Raw genomic sequence first — 22,583 nt, forward strand, 5'->3', positions numbered from 1 at the left:
CAAAGTAATATGAAAGAGAAAAGGAAAAGCAAATCAGGGAGAAATCCCAAACTTGATCCGGCGGTGTACCGGTACACCGTCCGTTTCAACGAGGAGGAACACAACCGTTTCCTCGCCATGTTCGGAAAATCGGGTGTCTATGCACGGTCTGTTTTCCTCAAAGCGCACTTCTTCGGGCAACCGTTCAAGGTGCTGAAGGTGGACAAGACGTTGGTGGACTATTACACCAAACTGTCGGATTTTCATGCACAATTCCGTGCCGTGGGTACGAATTACAACCAAGTCGTGAAGGAACTGAGGCTGCATTTTTCAGAGAAAAAGGCGATGGCGTTGCTCTACAAATTAGAGCAACACACCGTCGAACTCGTGAAACTGAGCCGCCGGATTGTGGAACTTTCAAGGGAAATGGAGGCAAAATGGTCGCAAAAATCAGTGTAGGAAGTTCGTTGTACGGCGCGATTGCCTACAACGGGGAGAAGATTAACGAGGCGCAGGGGCGGCTTCTCACCACCAACCGCATCTACAATGACGGTTCGGGAACGGTGGACATAGGCAAGGCGATGGAGGGTTTTCTCACCTTCCTGCCACCGCAGATGAAGATCGAGAAGCCGGTGGTGCATATCTCTCTCAACCCGCACCCGGAGGATGTGCTGACCGATATTGAGTTGCAGAATATCGCCCGCGAGTATCTGGAAAAACTCGGTTTCGGAAACCAGCCTTATCTTGTATTCAAGCACGAGGACATCGACCGCCACCACCTGCACATCGTGACGGTCAACGTGGACGAGAACGGGAAAAGGCTCAACCGGGATTTTCTCTACCGCCGCAGCGACCGTATCCGCAGGGAACTGGAACAGAAGTACGGATTGCATCCGGCAGAACGTAAAAATCAGAGATTGGATAATCCGTTGCGCAAGGTGGCCGCATCGGCAGGTGATGTGAAGAAGCAGGTAGGCAACACCGTGAAGGCTCTGAATGGGCAGTACCGTTTCCAGACGATGGGCGAATACCGTGCGCTCCTTTCCTTATATAATATGACGGTGGAGGAAGCGAGGGGCAACGTGCGCGGACGGGAGTATCACGGGCTGGTCTATTCCGTCACGGACGACAAGGGTAACAAGGTGGGCAACCCGTTCAAATCCTCGCTTTTCGGGAAGTCCGCAGGCTATGAAGCCGTACAGAAGAAGTTTGTCCGTTCCAAATCGGAAATCAAGGATAGGAAACTGGCAGACATGACGAAACGCACCGTCCTTTCCGTGCTGCAAGGCACTTATGACAAGGACAAATTTGTATCCCAACTCAAAGAGAAGGGCATCGACACCGTACTGCGCTACACAGAGGAAGGGCGCATCTATGGGGCTACCTTCATCGACCACCGCACGGGATGCGTGCTGAACGGTTCGCGCATGGGTAAGGAGCTTTCGGCGAATGCCTTGCAGGAACACTTCACCCTGCCATACGCCGGACAACCGCCGATACCGCTATCCATCCCTGTGGATGCTGCGGACAAGGCACACGGGCAGACCGCCTACGACAGTGAAGATATATCGGGCGGTATGGGCTTGCTCACTCCCGAAGGTCCGGCGGTAGATGCCGAGGAAGAGGCTTTCATCCGGGCGATGAAGCGCAAAAAGAAGAAAAAACGCAAGGGCTTGGGTATGTAATCAGAGTATCAACAATTAAAAAATCAATGTATGTCACAACAAGAAGACGATTTGAGGGCATTGGCGAAAATCATGGATTTTCTGCGTGCCGTGAGTATCATTTTAGTGGTCATGAACGTGTACTGGTTCTGCTACGAAGCCATCCGGCTGTGGGGCGTGAACATCGGCGTGGTGGACAAAATCCTTCTGAACTTCGACCGCACGGCGGGGCTGTTCCATTCCATTCTCTACACGAAGCTGTTTTCCGTCCTTTTGCTTGCCTTGTCCTGTCTGGGTACGAAGGGTGTCAAGGGTGAGAAAATCACTTGGGGGAGAATCTGGACAGCATTTGCCGTCGGGTTCGTGCTGTTTTTCCTGAACTGGTGGTTGCTGCCCCTGCCGCTGCCGCTTGAAGCGGTGACGGGACTGTATGTCCTTACCATTGGAACGGGCTATGTCTGCCTGTTGATGGGTGGTCTGTGGATGAGCCGCCTGTTGAAACACAATTTGATGGAGGATGTTTTCAACAACGAGAACGAGAGTTTCATGCAGGAAACGAGGCTTATCGAAAGCGAGTATTCGGTCAATCTGCCGACACGTTTCTATTACAGGAAACGCTGGAACAACGGTTGGATCAATGTAGTTAATCCCTTCCGTGCGTCCATCGTGTTGGGTACGCCGGGCAGCGGCAAGTCCTATGCCGTGGTAAACAATTTTATCAAGCAACAGATTGAAAAGGGCTTTAGTCAATACATCTACGATTTCAAGTATCCCGACCTATCTACTATTGCCTACAACCATTTGCTGAACCACCCGGACGGCTACAAGGTAAAGCCGAAGTTCTATGTGATCAACTTCGACGACCCGCGACGCTCTCATCGGTGCAATCCCATTCACCCGGATTTTATGGAAGATATTACGGATGCCTATGAGAGTGCCTACACAATAATGCTCAACCTCAATAAAACGTGGGTGCAAAAGCAGGGCGACTTCTTCGTGGAGTCACCTATCATTCTGTTTGCCAGTATTATCTGGTATCTCAAAATCTATCAGAACGGGAAGTTTTGCACGTTTCCCCATGCTATCGAGTTTCTGAACCGCCGTTACGAGGATATATTTCCGATACTGACCTCTTATCCGGAGCTGGAGAACTACCTTTCGCCGTTCATGGATGCGTGGCTTGGAGGGGCTGCGGAGCAGCTCATGGGTCAGATAGCGTCGGCAAAAATCCCGCTTTCGAGGATGATTTCACCGCAGCTCTACTGGGTGATGTCAGACAGCGAGTTTACGCTGGACATCAACAATCCCGAAGAGCCGAAAATCCTCTGCGTGGGTAACAATCCCGACCGTCAGAATATCTACGGTGCGGCACTCGGTCTGTATAATTCCCGTATCGTGAAGCTCATCAACAAGAAGGGGATGCTGAAGTCATCGGTCATCATCGACGAGTTGCCCACAATATACTTCAAAGGGTTGGACAATCTTATAGCTACCGCCCGAAGCAACAAGGTTGCCGTGTGTCTGGGCTTTCAGGATTTCAGCCAGTTAGTGCGTGACTACGGGGACAAAGAGGCGAAAGTGGTGATGAACACTGTCGGCAATATTTTCTCCGGTCAGGTGGTGGGGGAAACAGCCAAGACGCTCTCCGAGCGGTTCGGTAAGGTGTTGCAGAAACGGCAGTCCATCTCCATCAACCGGCAGGATGTTTCCACCTCCATCAACACGCAGATGGACGCGCTCATTCCACCGAGTAAGATTTCCGGGCTTACGCAGGGAATGTTTGTCGGTTCTGTATCCGACAACTTCAACGAGCGTATCGAGCAGAAGATTTTTCATTGCGAGATTGTGGTGGATGCCGAAAAGGTGAAACGGGAAGAAAGTGCCTACAAGAAAATTCCCGTCATTACAAACTTCACGGACGAGGACGGCAACGACCGCATGAAGGAAACGGTGCAGGCGAACTACCGGCGCATCAAGGAAGAGGTGAAGCAGATTGTGCAGGAGGAACTGGAGCGTATCAAAAACGATCCGGTGCTGTGTAAACTGCTACCAGATAATGAGACTGTCTAACAAGTCCCCAAAATTGAAAATTATCCCTATCGAAGTTTGAAGTGACCCCCAAAAGTTGGATACAATTTTTTTGGGGGGCACTTCAGTTCTGACGGGTAAAATCGTAAAATTCGGACTTGTTAGACAAATACTTACGCGGTTTCAACCTCAGGTACTGAATCTATCGAATTGACAAATTTAACCAATTGCGGATCTGAATCTTTTTGTATGAGGTTTCGGAGACTCTTTTTCAATTCATAAGCATCATCCCCTGCTGTATTTATTAAATCCATATAAAAATCTTTGTTTTGCAGAATCAATGAACGGCATGCCCCATCGGAAATTACAGGTTTCACTATTTTATCAATAACGTCTCCAGCTTGACTTTTCAAATTACCATGCGATCTAAGCCATGTTTCGAAAAATTGAAACTTTATTGCATTGATAGTCTTTTTACCGATGCAGAAATCATTTCTTATATCGGTAACTGTCGATTTAATTTTTCGTTTATCCAATCTTTCAACTATATTCTTGAAACAATTAGGGAAAGGATTCAAACTTTGAGTTCCAGAAGCAATATCCATCAGAATCTTTTTGCCAAATTCAGTCAAGTTATCTGGCAAGGATTTGATTTTAGCCAGTAAATGTTTTATTGCGACAAACCAATAATATGATGTATGTGCTGTTCTTTGGGCGTATAATGTATCAACACTTATTTCAGACAACGCTTCGAACGCTATTTTATTGATATGATCGGTCAGGACATTGCTTATTTTAGTGGTCAAATCGTAAAAAGATGCGTCAGGAATTACATCTTTAATATTGTTCTTAGTGATATACTTATCCAAATCGGTATTCCACTCTGCTAAATGCTCGATAAATACCTCATCCGTTACACCTATTCTGTTCTTAATATCTTCAAATTGGGGCAATATGTCTGAGAGCAATAATTTATAGCCAAGTTTATGATTTACCATGTATTGTAGTGTTTCATTTAATAGCGGTATATTCCATCCCACACTATTTACTAATAAGTCTCCATGATCCACATAATAGTCCATGAGTTCTGCAACATATTTTATATCTCCACCCTCTATTAAGGAAACGGAATGACCATGTGCCAATTGCATGGCGACTAAATCGTAATATCCAGACTCTTTAATGTTTCGGCCATCAGTTTCTAATTCAGAATGCAACTGATTTATGTAGGTTGAATCTAACGTTACAGGTAAAGGTCTTTCTTCGTCAGATGCCAATAAACGATAGGTTGTAAATATAGCCCCTATATTATCTTTATTTACATTCTGTTCATCAATGCAATTCGTGATCGCTTGCAAAAGCGTTGGAAACGTATAGGTAGAATTATCTTTTAACGTTTTTACAATATCTGCATGGTCGAAATTATCGGGTAGTAAGTTTGCCAAATAATTATCGAGCGCCTCCGAATTTGTTGCTACTTGATAATATTTATATGCTTTAGTTGTCGCGTTATCCCGATAGGCAGCATCTGTTGCATTTGCAGCTTGAATATAATCGATAAATGTATTTGGCTTGACTGTTTTTGCTTCAATCAATGACGTAAAATCGCACGCCAACTTATTTTGCGCAATAAACCTGTCTATTGCATCTAACGTTTTGAAATAGTCGCCGCCATTGAAGTCATTGAACCGAACTATCTTCTTATATAATTGAGCAATCACATGGTTTTGGCTTTCCGTGTCTAAATGCAACAGCAGTTCTTGGTATTCGACAGGGAACACCTGCTTCTCTATGGATTCTTTTAATTTCAATTGTGCTATTCTTTGCCATACACGCAGAATAACATCGCTCTTTCGAGTTAATTTATGCAAACAATGTATAATCTTATCGATAAGCGCATTGTCCATACATTGTATAACTTCTTCTAATACAGTGTCAAATTGTTTATTAGTCTCTGCATATTGATTTATGTCGTGGTCTTCTTCTCCGTTGATGCAGCCTTCAATATATTTTTTCAATGGAATTTGTCGAGCATCTTCAACATCGACACCATATACCAAAGCTGCAATTTCGCGTTGTGTTTGCAGATCATTGTTAATTATTGTTTGAATGCCATTCAGATAGTCGCCGGACAATATTTGTTCTACTGGATTTGCCAGAATATCCGTCTTCTTCAAACAGAACAATGCTATGTTTATCATCAAAATTTCGTTACACCACTCTTGTTTAAGAGCGACCATCTCATTGATATATGATATAATTTCCCTAACATTGGCATTAGGATTTACCAATCTGAATATCCGATTTATAGTTTCTTTCGCTTCATTTTCTGTTTCTCCAAATGCTTCAACAAACAGTTTGTTGAATATACTTCGATAGTCGGTAATAACAGGAGGAGCAACACGATAAACAATAGGGAAAGTTTTATTGATAAAATACTTGGTCAGTTGTTTCGTTTGTTCGTCGGTCTCATCTCCGAATGCACAAGCTAAATGTGTTTCATCGAAAGGAATAACAGCCCAAACATTTTCAAAACCGCTATCGGCGAAGAACGTATGGATAGAAGACCATAATTCTTTTACTTTTTCAGCGGGGAGACGATCCATGTTGTCAAAAACAAGGACTAATTTACGTTGTCCTTTTTCCTTGATAAAATCAGAAATGTCTTGCATCCATGTTTTGAACTCGTAAACCGTTGGTTCGTCTTCGCTCAAAGTCTCATAGCAAACGTCCTTTTCGACTTTATCTTGATAAATAGCTAACATATAACTCCATCCATATTTATGATCTTTGCTATATGCCCATTTCCAAACGCACAATGCAATAAGAACTGGCAGTGCAGCTATGATAATAGACAATAAAGAAAACCACCATGTTGTGGGTGTAGGTTTTACTGCATACGCAATAAATGTAAATATCGGAGTTAAAACTGCAACCAAAAATGCCGCAACCATACCATTACTGATAAGGGGATATTTTTCGGTTACGGTCTCCGTTTTACGGGCTAATAAATATTTCAGCTTTTCAGACCATGATACGGTTTTCGTACCTCCACCTTTGACTTTTATTGTTGCATTTCCAGATAGGATACCATCATCAATAAGTTTGCTTGTAAGCAATTCCAATATAGAGCGGCGTTGCAAGTCCTCTTGATGTCCCCATGCGTCATACTCAAAAAAGTAATAGTCGTCTGATAATTCACGTTCCAACATTTTAACCACGTTGGATTTTCCAGATCCCCAAATACCTTCGATGCCGATAATTCGAGGTAAAGTACATTCCTCATCCAATGAATCATTCTGACAAAAATGGCGAGCAATAGTTTTTGCCAACCTTTCTTGCGAACCTCCATCGAATTTGTCAATACCACACGGTTTATTTTGGATAAACCGCGGATATTGCTGTTTGGATTGTAGTTTTGTTTCCATATACGTAATTTATTGATTATACGAACTCCAAATAATTCTCCCGATTTACCACATGAAACTCGGCATAGGGATAGGCTTCTTGGAAGGCTTTCGGTGCGGCCGGCATTTTATTTCCCCACTTGAACTCCAAGGCGGTAAGACTGTCGGCACTCTCCTCAATCAGGTCGATTTCCTGTTTGTCGTAGGTGCGCCAGAAATAGAACTCCCTGTGCAGTCCCTCATTGAAGTTCGCTTTGCGCCGCTCTCCGATGATGTAGTTCTCCCACAGCGCACCGACATCCTGCCGAATGGCCAGCGGTGAGAAAGCCCCGATAATGGCATTGCGAATGCCGTTGTCGTAGAAGTACCACTTGCCAGCTTTTGTAACCTCCTTGCGTAGGTTACGCGAATAAGCCCCCAGACGATAGATAACGAAGACCTTTTCCAATAGGTCGAGGTATTTTTCAACGGTCGTCTTGCTCATGCCGAGTTGTTTACCTAACTCTTCGTAAGAAACTTCGCTGCCCAACTGAAAAGCTATCAATCGCAGTAGATCGCGCATCTTGCTCGAATTTTTTAAGCCGTCAATTGCTAAGATATCTTTAAGCAGGTATGCACCGACAATATCACGTAGGTAGTCTGTTTTACGTTCATAGTTCTCCATCATTACTACTTCGGGATAGGAACCGTAAATCAAGCGCGCTTCGAGGTTCTGGCGGGTTTCAAGTGCCGTTTCCGTCTGTGCGATTTCCCGTTGCGAGAATGGTGTAAGGAGAAATTGCGTACTGCGGCCGACCAACGGTTCACCAGTCTTATTCAGCAAATCGAATGACGAAGAACCACTTGCCAAGACACTTATTCCCGGTATTTCATCAACTATCAACTTCAGAATACTACCGATTTGTGGTATGTTCTGTGCCTCATCAATAGCCAGCAAATCAATACCATCCAATAAATGCCGATAATTGGCTATTGAGCGATTCTCCAATAGTGCTAATGTGTCGTAGTCTTCGCCGTTGAGCATCATCGTCCTACCTGAATAGTTGTCCACAATTTTACGCATCATTACCGTTTTACCAACACGGCGAGCACCAAAAATCAGTACTGCTTTATTGGGCGCGATTCGTGCTGTAATCTTCTCTTGAAGTATTCTATTTACTGTTTCCATACCTTATAAAATATAATGCAAAGATAATCATATTTTTTTAATTGGCGAATTTTACAAAAAAAACGGGCTATTAAATGGCGATTTTTACAACCACAATCTTATGGAAGTTGTTTCATTGTTTTTAGTAATGATATATGTTCATACTATGATGACTCAATAATTTACCAGACATACGTTTCTGAAATTTGTCCTTATAGGAATGAAAAACTCACATATATTGTGCTAATTAATATATAATTAAATGAAAATAAAAAGACAGGATACGAGTATTCCTGTCTTCTCATATGTAATGGATATTTTTTTATTTTCTCATCCGCTCCAACTCCTCATCACGCAACATTCTCTCGTTCAGTTTTTCCTGCATCCTGTCAATGAAATAGGTGCGGCTTTCGTTCTTCCGGCGTTTGATATCAGTGTAGAAGCGGTAGCAGTCTTTAGAATCAACCCCGAATATCTTATAGAGAAGTGGGGCGAGCTGTTTGAGCGGCATATTGCCGTTGTTGATGCAGCCCATCACGTCTATGCCGTAGATAAGTTCCACGAGGTCGATGGCATTGCCCGTCCATTGAAGAAGGCTGGCGGTGGTTTCTGTTGCGTTGTTGGCGGATATTAGTGGTGGCACTTGGGGCGTGGCAAGGAATTTCTGCATCTTTCTTACGAAAGACAGAGCCTTGCTGACGTAGGCGGCAATCTCTCTTTTTTCTTCTGACAGATTACGTACGGGATGGTGCTGCAACTCGATTTCGATGTAGGCAAGCGCGATGACGGTAAGGTTCATGTCCATGCCGCCGTTGCACAGTTCGATCACTTGGGTGGCGAAAGCCGTGTATGCCGTTTCCATATTGCAGTCGCCGGCTTCGTTTATCAGGCGGAAAAAGTCGGTTTCCGCCAGCAAGAAATAATTCATGGTTCTGTCAATTTTGAAAATTACACTTTGTTTTCTGCGTGCGCACATGAATATAATTGGCAAAAAACGCGGCAGAAAATAAAAAATCCAACACTCAATTTTACAAAGTGCTGGATTTCAGAGGTATAAAATTCAGTATTTTTTCACAAGGACAAATTATCTCCGACTTAAATTGTTTGTAATCGGAACATTTATTCTATTCCTGAAAATAGAAATGTATGCTTGCCGCACATTTTGGCTATCTTGCTTTTTTATCAAGGATATAGATAATGCGACATACACCGTTGGGATAGCTTTTCAAAGAGGAAAGCGTCCAGTGTTGCTCTGGCAGAGCCGACTTAAAAAAATGTCGTCCGCTTCCGGATATGAAAGGAACGGTGTATAGTATGATTTCATCCACAGCGTGCATCCGCAGCAGTCCGTTTATATAGTCTGCCGTGTCCGGTGTGGCTTCCGCGAGGTAACGGATGTTTGTGCAGTCTTTTCTCCATTCGTGCAGCATTGAAATGGAATAGTCCGGTGTCACACGGTAAAAGGCTTTCTTCCTGATTTCATCAAGACCGCAACGGTCAAGGCACAAATCCTGATGTGCTTTATCATATAACTCTGAAGAAAGACATCCGTCCATCGTCAGTACGGCGAGAATCTGAACTTTACCCATAATCGTTTCCTTTCGTTAGGCAAGGGTAAAAAAGTAGCGTGCAATTCACACTACCTTCAAGCGATGGCTCTGGTAAAGCCTTTACGGAGAGTACGTGAATGCACGCTATGCGTAAGCATAGCATAAGCATCACGCAATCGTCTCCGTAGTTCCAATTTACCAGATTTTCGCTTGAAACGCCTTGCGGTCTTATCCTATATGTTGGCGGCGAAAAGCTCCTGCCAATCGCCGTTTTTCTCAAATGTTATGCAAAGATAGCCAAATTCAGTGAATTACGGGCTATGATTGCTTGAATTTATATTTAAGTCCATACTCTTCAAGTTTGCTGTATAGTGTTGTCCTGCCTATGCCGAGCAGTTCTGCGGCGACACTCCGGTTGCCGTTTGCCTGTTTCAACGCACGCAATATCCGCTCCTTATCCTCCGCGTCATTGCGCAAGGCGAAGCTGACAGTAGAGGTCGGTTTCGTCACGGCAAGTTCCAGATGCTCTTTCATGACAACACCTTCCTGCGCCTGCAATACAGCACCCATAACTTTCTGCCGAAGTTCCCGCACGTTGCCCGGCCATGCGTGTGTCAGCAACGCTTTACGTGCTTCGGAACTGAACCCGCTCACGCTACACTCCAGCTCTCTGTTTGCCATATCACGGAAGAACTCTGCCAGCGGCATAATGTCTTCTTGACAGTCACGCAACGGAGGAACGGTTATCCCGAAGTCGTGCAGGCGGTACAGAAGATCCTGCCGAAAACGCTTTTCATTCACCGATACCTCCAAATCTTCATTGGTAGCAGCGATGATGCGGACATTGAAATTCCGGTCTGCCTTGTCTCCGACCGGGCGATACCGCCTCTCCTGTATGGCACGGAGCAACATCTGTTGGGTTTCCAACGCGAGGTTTCCTACCTCGTCCAGAAACAACGTGCCGCCTTCCGCCTCATGGAAATATCCTTTCTTGGCATTGTCCGCACCTGTAAATGCACCTTTGACGTGTCCGAAGAAAGCCGACGGTGCAAGCTCTTTGGAGAGTGAACCGCAGTCCACCGCCACAAATGGCTTGCCTGCACGTTTGCTCTTGTCATGCAACAGGTGGGCAATATGCTCCTTGCCCGTGCCGTTCTCACCAAATATCATCACGCTCATATCGGTGGCGGCTACCAGCCTTATGCGGTGCATGATTTTCTGAAAGGCGGAACCTTCACGGGCGAATATAGGCATACGGCGTTGTCCTGCCTGACGTTCTTTCAGTATGGAACGGATCAGGGGGACAAGTTTATCCTCCACAAGCTGTTTGGGAATATAGTCTATCGAGCCGAGTTTCATGCTTTCCACGGCGGTATTAACTTCGGCGTAGTCGGTCATAATGATGAAGGGCTGCATCTTTCCCTCCTTTCGCATCCAGCACAAAAGGTCTATGCCACTGCCGTCAGGCAGACGCAGGTCGGCAACCACGATATCATTATCTGTTGCCTGTTGCAGATGTTTCTTCGCGGTTGAGAGGTGGTAAGCCTTCATATTGCGGTAGCCCTCCCGTGACAGCATATTGCAGACATATTCGCAATACACGATGTTGTCTTCCACCACAATTATTTTTGTCTTATTCATCTTCGTATTTTCTCCTTTCCTCTTCTGCCAACCGTATTATTTCCACTCCCTTATCCAGCACGGCAGTCACGGCATGGCTTAACGCTTCACCATCCGGGAGAGCATCGCCACGAAGCAATCCGTAAAGTACATTCAGCGGTTGGTCGGCACGGAGCACCTCCCACGAACTGCGCAGGTGGTGGATCAGGGAATCCAGCTTTTGCAGGTCTTTTTCTTTTGCTGCATCCCGTACCGCCTGCATTTCCTTTTCTGTTTCAGTTATCAACTTTTCCAGCATGACGGCTTCATTGCCATAGGACAATAAGGCGGAAAAGTCCGGTTTCCCGTCCGGTGTCGCTTTTATGGCACACCTGTCGGAAACCTCCATCAGTTCCGATATGGAGAACGGTTTGAACAGGCATCCGGCAAAGCCTTTTGCCAATAGTTCCCCTTTGTTACAACTGCCCGAAGCGGTTGCCACAACCACCGGGATTGTTGGTGAATTGCCCACGTTGGACGAACGCAACAGTTCCAGCAATTCGAAACCGTTTATATCGGGCATATTCAAGTCTGTCAGCAACAGGCTGTATTCTTTCTGGCGTATCATTTCCATCAGTGCCGCAGCATCGGTGCAAGTGTCGCAGTGTATTCCTTCTTGGGAATACATCTCTTTCAGCATCAGAAGTAATACCTCATCATTGTCAATGGCGACAACATCATGGAATTTATTGTTATGATAAACAGGTGTATTGCTTGTATATCCAAGCTGTTCTTCAGCTTCCTGCATAGAAATTTCAACTGTGAAACGACTGCCTTTCCCTTTCTTGCTGTCTAAACGGATTGTTCCGCCAAGCATCGACACAATATTACGCATTATGGCAAGCCCAAGCCCGAAACCCTCCTTTGCGGCGGCATTTGATAGACGTTCAAACGCACCGAACGCTTGTTTCTGTTCCTCTTCTGTCATGCCTGTACCTGTATCTTCAACGACCAGTGTCAGAACTCCATTATCATATTCAGTAATCAAAGAAACACCGCCTTCTTCTGTGAACTTGACAGCGTTTGACAGCAGGTTATTCCCGATTTGTATTATTCGCTCTTTGTCGGTCAATACAATGGCATCGTGTCCAGTCTTCACGGACAAGGACAGCCCTTTGTTCACGGCAACAGGCATGAACTCCGTTTCAAGTGTGTGCGTGATTGCTGAAATCCGGCAGGGTGACAGACGGGGCTGTTCCTTGCCGTTGTCCAGGCGGAAGAAGTCAAGCAAAGTGTTAAGCATATCCCGCATACGGTCGGAGGATTGCAGTATGTTTTGGATATACTGCCCGGACTTATCCTCACACTGTTCTTTCCGTATCAGTCCGGCATAGCCTGTTATTGCTGTCAGCGGTGTGCGCAGTTCATGGGTGATAGTATGTACCGCCTTCTTCCTTGACGTTATCAGTGCCTCGTTCCGTTGTACGGATTGTTCCAGTTGCCTTATCAAATCAGTTGTCTTGTGCTTGTATTGTTTAATGCTTTTTGCATCACGATGTATGATGATGTAGGAAATTAACAACAATAGAAGAACGAATCCCATTAAACCGCCTACTTGCATAAATGACTTTTCACGCATGGCAACTATTTCGTTTTCCCGGCTTTGCAGTTCGGTTTGTACCTTTTCTTCTATTTGGCAAATCAATTCTTGCAGTTGTCTGTTAAGTTCTGCATTACGAGCTGCAAGGCTGTCGGCTTGTTCCGACAATTGGCGATCCTGCACTTTCTGTTCGCTGATTACGTTTCTATTGACCGAATGAAGGATAGTGGTTGATACTGCTGGAGTTACTTCCTTTTTTTTGCCGAATATGCCTAAGAAACCTTTTCGTTTTGGCTTTTTGGACTGTTCCTGCACACTTTTCTGTACAATAACCGGAATTTGATTGGCTATCTTCTTGTTAATAGATTGTTGTTCATCCATTAACCGGACTATCTGGAACATCTGTCGTTCCTTATCCTCTAAAAGACTGCGCACACTATCGATGCGCTCTGCTGGATAGGTGGCCTTGAAACGGCAGAGCATACTGTCCATTGCCATACGCCGTGCATGGTAATGCTCGATATCTTTATCGTTCCATTCCAGTATTGTTTCACCCAATAGAGAAAATTTTATCATTTGAATATTGATATTGTTTATTTCTTTTCGGAGCTCGTCTATTTTTTTATTGCCAAGTTCTAATGCTTCTATCTCCTGCCATTCATAGAGGCTATTATATGCCATACATCCGATAAGAATGGAGATAAGTATATATCCCAACCGTATTGCCTTATAGAAATTTCCTGACCGCTCCATTATTTTAATGACATTGATTTTTGGAACATGAATAAAAGTTTATCTTTTTCGTTCATGCGGATATTATCAGAATAACCGTCTTTTGTTATTTGATACCCACATGGCTTAACCATAAAAATGCCTAAGCCCTTAGTGTACGAACTTACTTCTGAGGCATAGTCTTTACTTGTATTTAATGGAACTTTCCCTTTAATATGACACCACTCATTATTACAACTGATGTCTTCAATCTCAGACATCAGTTTTTGCAAATCTGTAATAGCTTTGGAACTCGCTACTTGGGGTATCTGCAACTCAAAACAGAGCATCGGTTCGAGAATGTCCACACCTGACTGTTGCAAAGCCAGCCTGAAGACATAAGGGGTCAGCTGTCTGAAATCAGCAGGTGTACTTACCGGGCTATAATACTCGGCTTGAGTAAAAGTTACTTTCAGATCTGTCACTTCCCATCCATGTAAACCAGATTGGCAAGACATACGAATCCCTTCAAAAACGGCATTTTGAAAAGAATGGTTCAGATAACCATAGGAGATGTCACTTTCGATTTGCAACCCTGCCCCTAACGGTAAGGGTTCAAGAGTCAGCCCTATTGTGGCCCAGTAAGGGTTGGGTGGTACTTCGATCTGAATAATCTTATTGACCTTTTTTATAGGTCGTTCTTTGTAGATAGTCTTGATCTCATCAAAATGGACCTTTACGGAAAATCGTTCTTCCAGCAATGTCTGTATGATTTCCTTTTGGGTCAAACCATATAACGAGATTTCCAATTCATCACTATATGAGTTTATGGAAAAGGACAAAGACGGGTCTTCAATCCACAATGTATTCAGAGCGGATATCACCTTGCTTCTCTCTTCGGGCTTATTTGGCCGGACGGAGGATTTGAGAGCGGGATGCTGATGAGATAATCCTTGAATCAAACAAGGTTTAGCACCTAAATAATCTCCGATTCGAAAATCTTCTATATCTTCTACAATCGCGATATCATTGGCACCCACTTCATCAACATTTATCTCTCTGCCCTGATAAATAGTCTTTAGATTTTTAATCTTGATGAATTTTTCCGAATCGTTGATTCTTACAACGTCTCGAAGTCTCAGACTTCCGTCAATTATTTTAAGAAAACTTCTTTTATGCCCTTTGGGGTCATGCTCTATCTTATAGAGATAAGCTGAAAGTCTGTTTGAGACTGATGCCGGAGGAAGTATAAAAGAAGAAATGGCGTCCAACAACTCATTGATACCGATATTGAACATTGCTGATCCATGTAGCACCGGATAGACTTTGGCTTTTGCCACAAGAGCGATTATCGTATTCCAATAATCAGCCGGTGAAATTTCGCTATCCGCCAAATATCGTTCTAATATATCGTCGTCATGGTTGCATACAAATTCTTTGTATTCTTCCTTTATATATGTTTGGGAGCAAACCGGATAAACCGATCCATCGACAACAGTTTGCATAAACAGGACATCTTGCGACAGATTTGTTTTTATATCCATATACAAACGCTCCAAATTCACACCGGCACGGTCAATCTTATTGATAAATATAATTGTCGGGATTTGCAGCTTTTGTAAAGTACTGAACAGCAACTTTGTCTGCGCTTGTATGCCTTCCTTTGCGGATAAGATGAGGACTGCTCCATCAAGCATTTTGAATGTCCGCTCCACTTCCGCAATAAAATCCATGTGTCCCGGAGTGTCAATGATATTGCATTTCACTCCATTCCAGATAATAGATGTCGTAGAAGCCCGGACAGTAATTCCTCTACGTTTCTCTATATCCATAGAGTCCGTTATGGTGTCACCATTATCCACACGGCCGCACTTTTCCGTTGCTCCACTGGCAAACAGCAGATTCTCGGTTACGGAAGTTTTTCCTGCATCAATGTGAGCAAGAATTCCTAAATTTATAATATTCATTTGGATTAAGCAATAATATACTACAGTAGATGCATTGTCGAAACGCACCTTTTAATACCTCCTCGTAGCATATGAGAACTACAGGATTACTAACTCGTATTAATATGTATATTATTACTGCCGCATAACGATTACAAAATTACACAAAAAAATATATCTAACAAAAGTGGGAGGATTTTTTAACTTTTTACCATAGACATTTTATTAGGGAAGCGTAGGTTCAACTGGCAAGTACAAATAAGTAGAAATGTTTGAACAACACCGTTTTAGGAAGTTGAAAAATCAAGTTTCTCTCTCGGTATAGCGTTTATTTTGGCCAATATCTTCTTTAGTTTAGCATTTGTGTATTTCCCATTCGTGTTCTATTTAGCTCCTTATTATGAGTATGTAGCAAGTTACTTATCAAATTCAGCCTCTTTGAGGGTCAAATATGGTTTTGCAAATGGTGACTGACAAGACATAAACAAGGTCAGCAGGAATTTTTTACATAAATGGACATGAATGTATATAACCTAAAATAAGAATAAATTTTAATAAGGGCTGCCCAAAAAGAAAAAAATGCAGTTGCCATCCTATAGATACTTGCAGAAAGGATAAAATTTACTTTTAGACCTTTTGGGATAGCCCTTATTAATACTTCAGATAAAATTCCTTAGGTTATATTTTCAATCCTTTGGACCGGGTTTCCTCCTTGGCATACAGTCCCGGACGCCCGATTATGACATGGTTGGCAACGATACTATCCGCCGGACTGCGTATCTGCGGCGGTGCATTTTCGGGATATTGCGCCTGCCTGTTCCTCACATCTTCCGCTTCCGGCTTGAGCTGTTGCCCTTCATTCTCCTTTTCTGCGACTTCGGGCGTGGGTGGCGCAAGCTCCAGCTGAATTTTTCGGTCAAGGGCGGCAAGTTCGGACTTCAACTGCTTCAGCTCGTCCTCCTTCTTCCACACCTTACCCGCTATCTCCTGTAACTGCGGTATCTCCATCTCCAGCACCTCGTTCTTCGCCTTGTACTGGTCGATGATGGAGGGTATCCTCTCCATCGCGTTGAGGAAGTTGCGGGCGGCGGCCAACGGGTCAGCCATCGCCAGATGCCCGTTGTTGTAGGTGTACTTGTAGTTCCCCTCGACCACGAAGCGGTTGTCGGTGAACTCCAATCCCTCTTTGAGTATCCTTTCGCTCACCACCTTTATCGGAAAACCGTAAAGTTCACCGACCTGCGTGTACAACCCTCCGGTCGTGGCATTCTTGGCTATCTCCTGCAAACGCTTTCCGATGACCTTCTCATCGGCGGAATCCACTCCGTCCACCTTTATTATATTAAGGCGGTTGCCCTCCTTGTCGGTCTGCACCACCGACAGGAAGCGGTTCCAGTCCTCCGTCATGGCATCTATGAAAGCCGTGTTGTTGCGCAACTCGCCGGTCTTTGACTCCAGCTTGAACTCCGAATCACGCTTGCCCTTGTTGAACGACTTGCGTTCCCCTTCGAGCGATGCGATCCGCTTTTCCAGTTTCGCCTTGTCCAACAGGTCGGTATTGCCGGAGAGCAACGCCATGTATTCCGAGAAATTCATGCCCGATTTTTCGTCCATTGCCCCCTCGTCGATGGTACGCGCACCCATCGCACCGCTTTTGAGCTGGCTTATGAAAGTCTGCTTGCAGTGCAGGAGGTTGAACTTGTAGCTGTCCAGTGACTTCTCCACCGCGTAGATGATTACATCCACGTTGTTCCCGGCGAAATGTTTGGCAATCTCATTACCTGCCCTAACTCCGCGTCCGTCACGCTGTTGCAAGTCGGACGGTCGCCACGGCGTATCGAGATGATGGATAGCCACACACCGTTTCTGGGCGTTCACACCCGTTCCGAGCATAGAGGTAGAGCCGAACAGCACACGCACCGTCCCGGCGTTCATGGCGTCTATCACCGCCTTCCGCGCCTTGTCGGTCTTGCACTCCTGAATGAAGCGCACCTCGCTTGGCGGTATACCGTAGTCCTCCGTCAGTTTGCGCTTGATTTCCGAATAGACGTTCCACCCGTCGCCCGGCTGGTATGTCCCCAAATCAGAGAAAACGAACTGCGTGCCTTTCTGGGCGTCGTATTTTTGATAATACTCCGCGATCATCTTGGCACAGTGACTCGCTTTGTTGTCGGGATGATCTTCGTAATTCGGGTCTATCATGCGCATGTCGAGTGCCATTTTCCGGGCATAGTCCGTGGCGATGAGCATCTTCGCCTTTTCTTCCGTTTCCGAAAGCGGCAGCCTGCCCAACAAGGTGGCATCGCCCGTCTTGGCGAACTGCATCAGTTTCTGTATGAAGTCCTCCTGTTCCGGCGTGGGCGGTATATGGTGCAGTATCTCGTTCTTGGCAGGACGGTCAACGCCCACATCCTCCGCCGTGCGGTAGTCCGTGATTTCATTATAGAAGGCGGCAAGCTCCGGCACTTTGATGAAGTAGCGGAAACGCTCCTTCTGGACCACATTGTTCGTCACGTTAAATTCAAAATCCGTCGTCTTCTTGGCAAATATCGCCGCCCAAGCGTCGAAACACCTTATGTCCTGCCGTTCCAGCTCCTTCGGGCGCAGGTACTTGAACAGCAGGTACAATTCAGTCAGTGAGTTGCTGATAGTCGTGCCGGAGAGGAAGGTCGCACCCAAGTCTTTTCCTGTGCGCTCCTGTATGGTGCGTATGGCAAAGAGCATGTTAAGTGCCTTCTGGCTTCCCTCGCTGTTTCCCAATCCCGCCACACGGTCGTGGCGCGTGTTGAAAGTCAGATTCTTGAACTGGTGGCTCTCATCTATGAAGATGTGGTCGATGCCCATCTGCTTGAAATCCACCACGTCGTCCGTGCGTGACTTTATGGCGTGTTCCACCTTCTCCAGCTTCGCTTCAAGGTTGTGCTTGCGCTTCTCCAATCCTTTCAGCATCGCCCGCGACACGTTCTTTCCCTGCTGCCGTAGCACTTCGAGGTTTTCCTCCACCGTGTCAAGCTCTGCTTGCAGGATGCGCTGCTGCAATTCCGGCGACTGCGGTATCTTGCCGAACTGGTCGTGCGACATGATGACGCAATCGTAGTCGTTGTTCTTTATATTATTGAAGAAGCGCACACGGTTGGCGGTCGAAAAGTCCTTCTCCGAAGCGTACAGAATACGTGCGTTGGGATATGCCGCCTGATAGGTGGCTGCAATCTCCGCAACGTTGGCTTTCAGCCCGATAATCATCGGCTTGTGTGCCAAATTCAGACGCTTCATCTCATGCGCGGCGATGCACATTATCAGCGTCTTACCGGTTCCCACCTCGTGGTCGCAAATTCCGCCGCCGTTCTGTTTCAACATCCAGACGCAATCCATCTGTGAGGGATAGACGCTCTTGATACCCCGGCTTGCCAGCCCTTTCAGGTTGAGGTCGGGAAAGGTCTGATGGGAGCCGTCGTAGCGCGGGCGCACGAAACAGTTGAACTTGCGGTTATACATCGTCACAAGCCGCTCCTTGAACTGCGGCGACTGCTCTTCGAGCCATTCGGAGAAGCCGTTTCGTATCTCGTCAATCTTGGCGTTGGCGAGTTGTATTCCCTCGCTGTCGCGCATCTTGATGTCGTTGCCATGCTCGTCCTTGCCGATGGACTTCATCATGTCAGGGCAGGTGTTGTGCAGGGCGTGTTTTAGGAGGTGCATACCGTCATAGTTCCGGTAATACCCCTTCACCAGAAACTCGTCCGTGATTTTCATGGTGCGGTAGCCGCACACCACCGAAAACTCGTCCATGCTTGCGGAATAGGCGATTTTCACCTCCGTGTCGAACAGCCGGCTCATGTAGGCGGCATAGACACCCGTCGGAATCCAGCGTTCCCCGAAATTGAAGTCCAGATCCTCGAAGGCGATGCGCTGCGGCTCGGCATCTTTCAGAGCCTCCAACGCCTGCTTCACCTCCGGCATACGCTCATTTTCGGGATTGTCACCCATCCATGCCTCTATGCGTTCCGCTTTCTCTATGACATTTCCGGCGATGAAACGGTCTTTGATTTCGTAACCGGTCACGAGCGGATTGTAGTAGATGCGCCCTTGCAGGGCAGTGAGCAAATCCTCCGCCGTGCTGTCGGTTATCTCCCGCATATAGTCGAGATTGACCGTACCATATTTGTTGAGCGACGCAGACAGGGCTTCTTCGGGAGAGCCTACGTTGGCATGGCTCTCCACCGCGAAGGAAACAGGATGCTCGAAGATGTCCGCCTTGACGAACTTTCCGTTTTCCATCCGTTCCAGCGAAAGGATGTCGCGCCCGCCCGCATCCATCATCACTAACTTCACGTTCTGCTTGGCGTTGAGGTTGCCGTAGCGCATGACAAACTCATCGTAACAGGTATTCAGATGCTCTCGCCACGGAACATTTGCCTCGCGCCGGAGCGATTCATAACGGTACAGACGCTCGTAGGCGTCACGCAGCGACACATACAACAACGCCTTTTCCTTCTGGTATCCTTTCAGGTCGAGCGGCTGGAATGTCGCCCCGTATGGCGTGATGTCTTTCAGGTAGCCGATGTTATGACGCCCCCGGTCAGCCACCAGCGACCCTTCGCGCAGGTGCATCTCCGGCGTGCGGTGGTAGGCACGCGGAGAAAGGTCCACGACTTCCTCCTTCGGCTTTTCCGCTTCGATGTCGGGGAAAAGGAAAGTCCCCACCGCTTCCGATGGGGTATCTGTAACGGCAGGTGCGGCGACTGCCTCCGGCTGTGTTTCCTCCTGTCGTGGCTGCTCACGGGAAGTTTCCGGCACGGCTTTCACTTCCGTCTTTTCCGCCACTTGTTTCTCGTTATGCTGCCTTGCCAGTTCCCGAAGTTCTTTCCTACGCTCCGGCGTCAAACCCATCATCATTTCATAGAAACCGTTGATGGGAGGATTGGTATCCCAGTCCAGTGTGGCATAGATGTCGTCCGGGTCGGCAGGCTTGGCGGTGTTCTCCGCTTTCACCTCCTTATTCTCCATTGCGGGTTTTGCAGTTGGAGCTGTCGGTGTAACCGTGACTTTCGGTTTGGGCGGAGTGGACTTTGCCGTAACTGCCTTTTTCACCGTCTTTTTCTTTTTGGAGGTTTTCGGTTGGCTGACCTCTTCCGTCATCCCCCAGAGGTCAAGCAGGGTGAGCTGCACGCCTGCGGAATATTGCGGGCGCGGTTCTATCTCCGGCTTTTCATCTGCGGGTTGCGGCTTTTCTGTCGGAGTTTCCACCGTCTGCGCCGAGGATACTGTTTCCAATTTTATGGCAGGACGCTCTACTTTATTTTGAACGGCAACTTTTTCTTCCGTTCCTGCCTGCCGGATTGAACCCGAATACAAGCGCATGGCAAGCCTGTAATGGAAATCCTCGTCGAGCATACGGCGCAAATCCCCGGCGATGCCTGCTGCCTTGCCCTCGTGCAGATAAACCATAGCGGGCTTCCCGTAGGGGTCTGTGTCAAGTTTCGCCATCGTATGCACGATGCGTTCCGGGTGGTGGATGAAATAGGCGTTGTCGGTCAGGGCGGTTTTCGTGTCCGTCTGTATCACGGTCATCAGCCGCTCGTCCTGCGACATTTCCTTCTTGCTGAGGTTCTTTTGCAGGACAATCAGGTCACTGCCCACCTCCGTGCCCGCGTTGTCCGTGAACAGGTTGTTGGGCAGGCGTATCGCGGATACCAGATTGGCCTGACTGAACAGCTCGTTACGCACGGAGGTCTTGGTGCTATTCAATACCCCTTGCGAGGTGATGAACGCCACGATACCGCCGTCACGCACGGCATCCAGTCCTTTGAGAAAGAAATAGTTGTGGATGGTTTTCTGGGCGGAGCGTCTGCCGAAAGAGTCGCTCCGCTGAAACTCCGCGTCGAACACGGCAATGTCACCGAACGGAATGTTGGACACCGCCAAGTCGAAATAATTGTTGAACGGTCTTTCGATTTTCTCAAAACCGCAGGTGCGCATTTTCTGGTCGGGATAGAGATGCCTCAAGATTGTACCCGTGAGCAGATCCTTCTCGAAAGCCATCACATCCGCATTGGGGCTGTGCCGCAGCATGGAATCCACGAACACGCCGACACCTGCCGACGGTTCGAGCATACGGGCGGGGCGGACGCTGTAATCTGCCAGCACGTCCGCGATGGTGTCGGTTATCTCTTTGGGGGTGTAGAAAGCGGTCAGCACGGACGCTTTCAGCGAATCCACAAACCGCTTGTACTCTGTTTCGTCCTTGCTGTTCTCACGGATAAGCCTGTGCAGCTCCACCGTCGGGGCGAACAGTTCGAGGTCGGATTTCGCCCACCGGACGGCATCCGTCAGTTCCTTTGCAGGGTTGAGGATACATTTCAGACCGCCGAAACCGCAGTACCTTTGAAGTATGGCACGCTCTTCGGTTGTCGCTGTCCTATTTTCCCTGTCAAGGATGAATGCCGTCCGTATCGCCTCGATGTTGTCCCGCAGTTTCTGTTTGCGGTTAAACGCCATATTCGTCTAAGTAAAGGACGGTTGCTCCCGTCAGCTCCGTGTAGAGCAGGTCGTAATCGGAAGACAGGGCGAAATTGTCATCCGAGAGGTCATAGACGGAGAACACGTTGCCGACAAGCGGCAGCAGTTTCAGGACAAAGGCTTCACGCTTCTCTTCCGGCACTTCATCGGCAAACTCGTTTTCCACGACTTCGCGGAGGATGGCGTAACGGGAATAATGCAGCCCGCGCAGCAGCGTGTCCATCGCCAGTTCCTGCGCACCATCGGCGGGATAGCCTTCAAGCCGTGCCCTCTCATACGTTTCGGCGGCACGGTCGGCCCGTTCCCGTATGAAAGCGGTGTCGTCAGCCTGTTCAAACTTGTTCGTGCGGAGATAGTCCAGCAGGTACAGACCGTAATAGGAAAAGTCGGTCTGACCCTCGTTTTTCTTCTTGTTGTTCATTACTTTGGATTTAGC

General features: G+C 46.8%; 12 protein-coding genes. 3 read left to right on the plus strand and 9 right to left on the minus strand.

Features of this window, described 5'->3' with window-relative positions; translation table 11 throughout:
* Positions 1 to 9: 9 nt before the first annotated feature.
* The 3 genes from mobA to mobC are packed head-to-tail and all read left to right on the plus strand — an operon-like array spanning position 10 to position 3,713.
* Positions 10 to 438: a conjugal transfer protein MobA gene (gene mobA / locus DWU89_RS05350; protein ID WP_004291488.1), complete on the plus strand. Its 429-nt coding sequence runs from the start codon at positions 10 to 12 to the stop codon at positions 436 to 438.
* Entirely contained in the window at positions 417 to 1,664 is a 1,248-nt protein-coding gene (gene mobB, locus DWU89_RS05355) for a conjugal transfer protein MobB (RefSeq protein ID WP_004291483.1), read from the plus strand. The genes mobA and mobB overlap by 22 nt, the downstream gene beginning before the upstream one ends.
* 30 nt (positions 1,665 to 1,694) lie before the next feature.
* Positions 1,695 to 3,713, plus strand: a complete 2,019-nt coding sequence (gene mobC / locus DWU89_RS05360; RefSeq protein ID WP_004291482.1) for a conjugal transfer protein MobC — start codon at positions 1,695 to 1,697, stop codon at positions 3,711 to 3,713.
* Positions 3,714 to 3,844: 131 nt separating this feature from the next.
* On the opposite strand, the gene DWU89_RS05365 is transcribed toward mobC, so the two are convergent.
* The 9 genes from DWU89_RS05365 to DWU89_RS05405 all read right to left on the minus strand — a co-directional run bounded on the left by DWU89_RS05365 (position 3,845) and on the right by DWU89_RS05405 (position 22,568).
* Positions 3,845 to 7,099 carry a P-loop NTPase fold protein gene (locus tag DWU89_RS05365; RefSeq protein ID WP_004291481.1) on the minus strand — a complete coding sequence of 1,085 codons (3,255 nt, stop codon included), beginning with the start codon at positions 7,097 to 7,099 and terminating at the stop codon, positions 3,845 to 3,847.
* A gap of 16 nt (positions 7,100 to 7,115) precedes the next feature.
* Positions 7,116 to 8,246, minus strand: coding sequence for an ATP-binding protein (locus DWU89_RS05370; RefSeq protein WP_004291480.1), 1,131 nt, complete (start codon positions 8,244 to 8,246; stop codon positions 7,116 to 7,118).
* 301 nt (positions 8,247 to 8,547) lie between these two features.
* Positions 8,548 to 9,153 carry an RteC domain-containing protein gene (locus DWU89_RS05375; protein ID WP_004304269.1) on the minus strand — a complete coding sequence of 202 codons (606 nt, stop codon included), beginning with the start codon at positions 9,151 to 9,153 and terminating at the stop codon, positions 8,548 to 8,550.
* Positions 9,154 to 9,391: 238 nt separating this feature from the next.
* Entirely contained in the window at positions 9,392 to 9,814 is a 423-nt protein-coding gene (locus DWU89_RS05380) for a dihydrofolate reductase family protein (protein ID WP_004291474.1), read from the minus strand.
* 279 nt (positions 9,815 to 10,093) lie between these two features.
* Positions 10,094 to 11,416, minus strand: coding sequence for a sigma-54-dependent transcriptional regulator (locus tag DWU89_RS05385; protein ID WP_004291471.1), 1,323 nt, complete (start codon positions 11,414 to 11,416; stop codon positions 10,094 to 10,096).
* Positions 11,409 to 13,727, minus strand: a complete 2,319-nt coding sequence (locus DWU89_RS05390) for a hybrid sensor histidine kinase/response regulator (protein WP_004291467.1) — start codon at positions 13,725 to 13,727, stop codon at positions 11,409 to 11,411. Before DWU89_RS05390 ends, DWU89_RS05385 begins: the two co-directional genes overlap by 8 nt.
* A complete protein-coding gene (tet(Q), locus tag DWU89_RS05395; protein ID WP_004291466.1) occupies positions 13,727 to 15,652 on the minus strand; it encodes a tetracycline resistance ribosomal protection protein Tet(Q) in 1,926 nt (641 codons plus the stop codon). The genes DWU89_RS05390 and tet(Q) overlap by 1 nt, the downstream gene beginning before the upstream one ends.
* 657 nt (positions 15,653 to 16,309) lie before the next feature.
* On the minus strand, positions 16,310 to 22,126 hold the full coding sequence (locus DWU89_RS05400; protein ID WP_004291462.1) for an N-6 DNA methylase: 5,817 nt from the start codon (positions 22,124 to 22,126) through the stop codon (positions 16,310 to 16,312).
* Positions 22,116 to 22,568 carry a DUF1896 domain-containing protein gene (locus DWU89_RS05405; protein WP_004304266.1) on the minus strand — a complete coding sequence of 151 codons (453 nt, stop codon included), beginning with the start codon at positions 22,566 to 22,568 and terminating at the stop codon, positions 22,116 to 22,118. Before DWU89_RS05405 ends, DWU89_RS05400 begins: the two co-directional genes overlap by 11 nt.
* Positions 22,569 to 22,583 lie beyond the last annotated feature (15 nt).

Source organism: Parabacteroides acidifaciens (genome assembly GCF_003363715.1).
GTDB lineage: Bacteria > Bacteroidota > Bacteroidia > Bacteroidales > Tannerellaceae > Parabacteroides > Parabacteroides acidifaciens.

Coding starts and splice junctions, on each gene's coding strand:
- mobC (WP_004291482.1), top strand. CDS start 1,695: ATGTCACAACAAGAAGACGATTTGAGGGCATTGGCGAAAATCATGGAT.
- DWU89_RS05380 (WP_004291474.1), bottom strand. CDS start 9,814: ATGGGTAAAGTTCAGATTCTCGCCGTACTGACGATGGACGGATGTCTT.
- DWU89_RS05375 (WP_004304269.1), bottom strand. CDS start 9,153: ATGAATTATTTCTTGCTGGCGGAAACCGACTTTTTCCGCCTGATAAAC.
- mobB (WP_004291483.1), top strand. CDS start 417: ATGGTCGCAAAAATCAGTGTAGGAAGTTCGTTGTACGGCGCGATTGCC.
- DWU89_RS05390 (WP_004291467.1), bottom strand. CDS start 13,727: ATGGAGCGGTCAGGAAATTTCTATAAGGCAATACGGTTGGGATATATA.
- DWU89_RS05385 (WP_004291471.1), bottom strand. CDS start 11,416: ATGAATAAGACAAAAATAATTGTGGTGGAAGACAACATCGTGTATTGC.
- DWU89_RS05370 (WP_004291480.1), bottom strand. CDS start 8,246: ATGGAAACAGTAAATAGAATACTTCAAGAGAAGATTACAGCACGAATC.
- DWU89_RS05400 (WP_004291462.1), bottom strand. CDS start 22,126: ATGGCGTTTAACCGCAAACAGAAACTGCGGGACAACATCGAGGCGATA.
- DWU89_RS05405 (WP_004304266.1), bottom strand. CDS start 22,568: ATGAACAACAAGAAGAAAAACGAGGGTCAGACCGACTTTTCCTATTAC.
- mobA (WP_004291488.1), top strand. CDS start 10: ATGAAAGAGAAAAGGAAAAGCAAATCAGGGAGAAATCCCAAACTTGAT.
- DWU89_RS05365 (WP_004291481.1), bottom strand. CDS start 7,099: ATGGAAACAAAACTACAATCCAAACAGCAATATCCGCGGTTTATCCAA.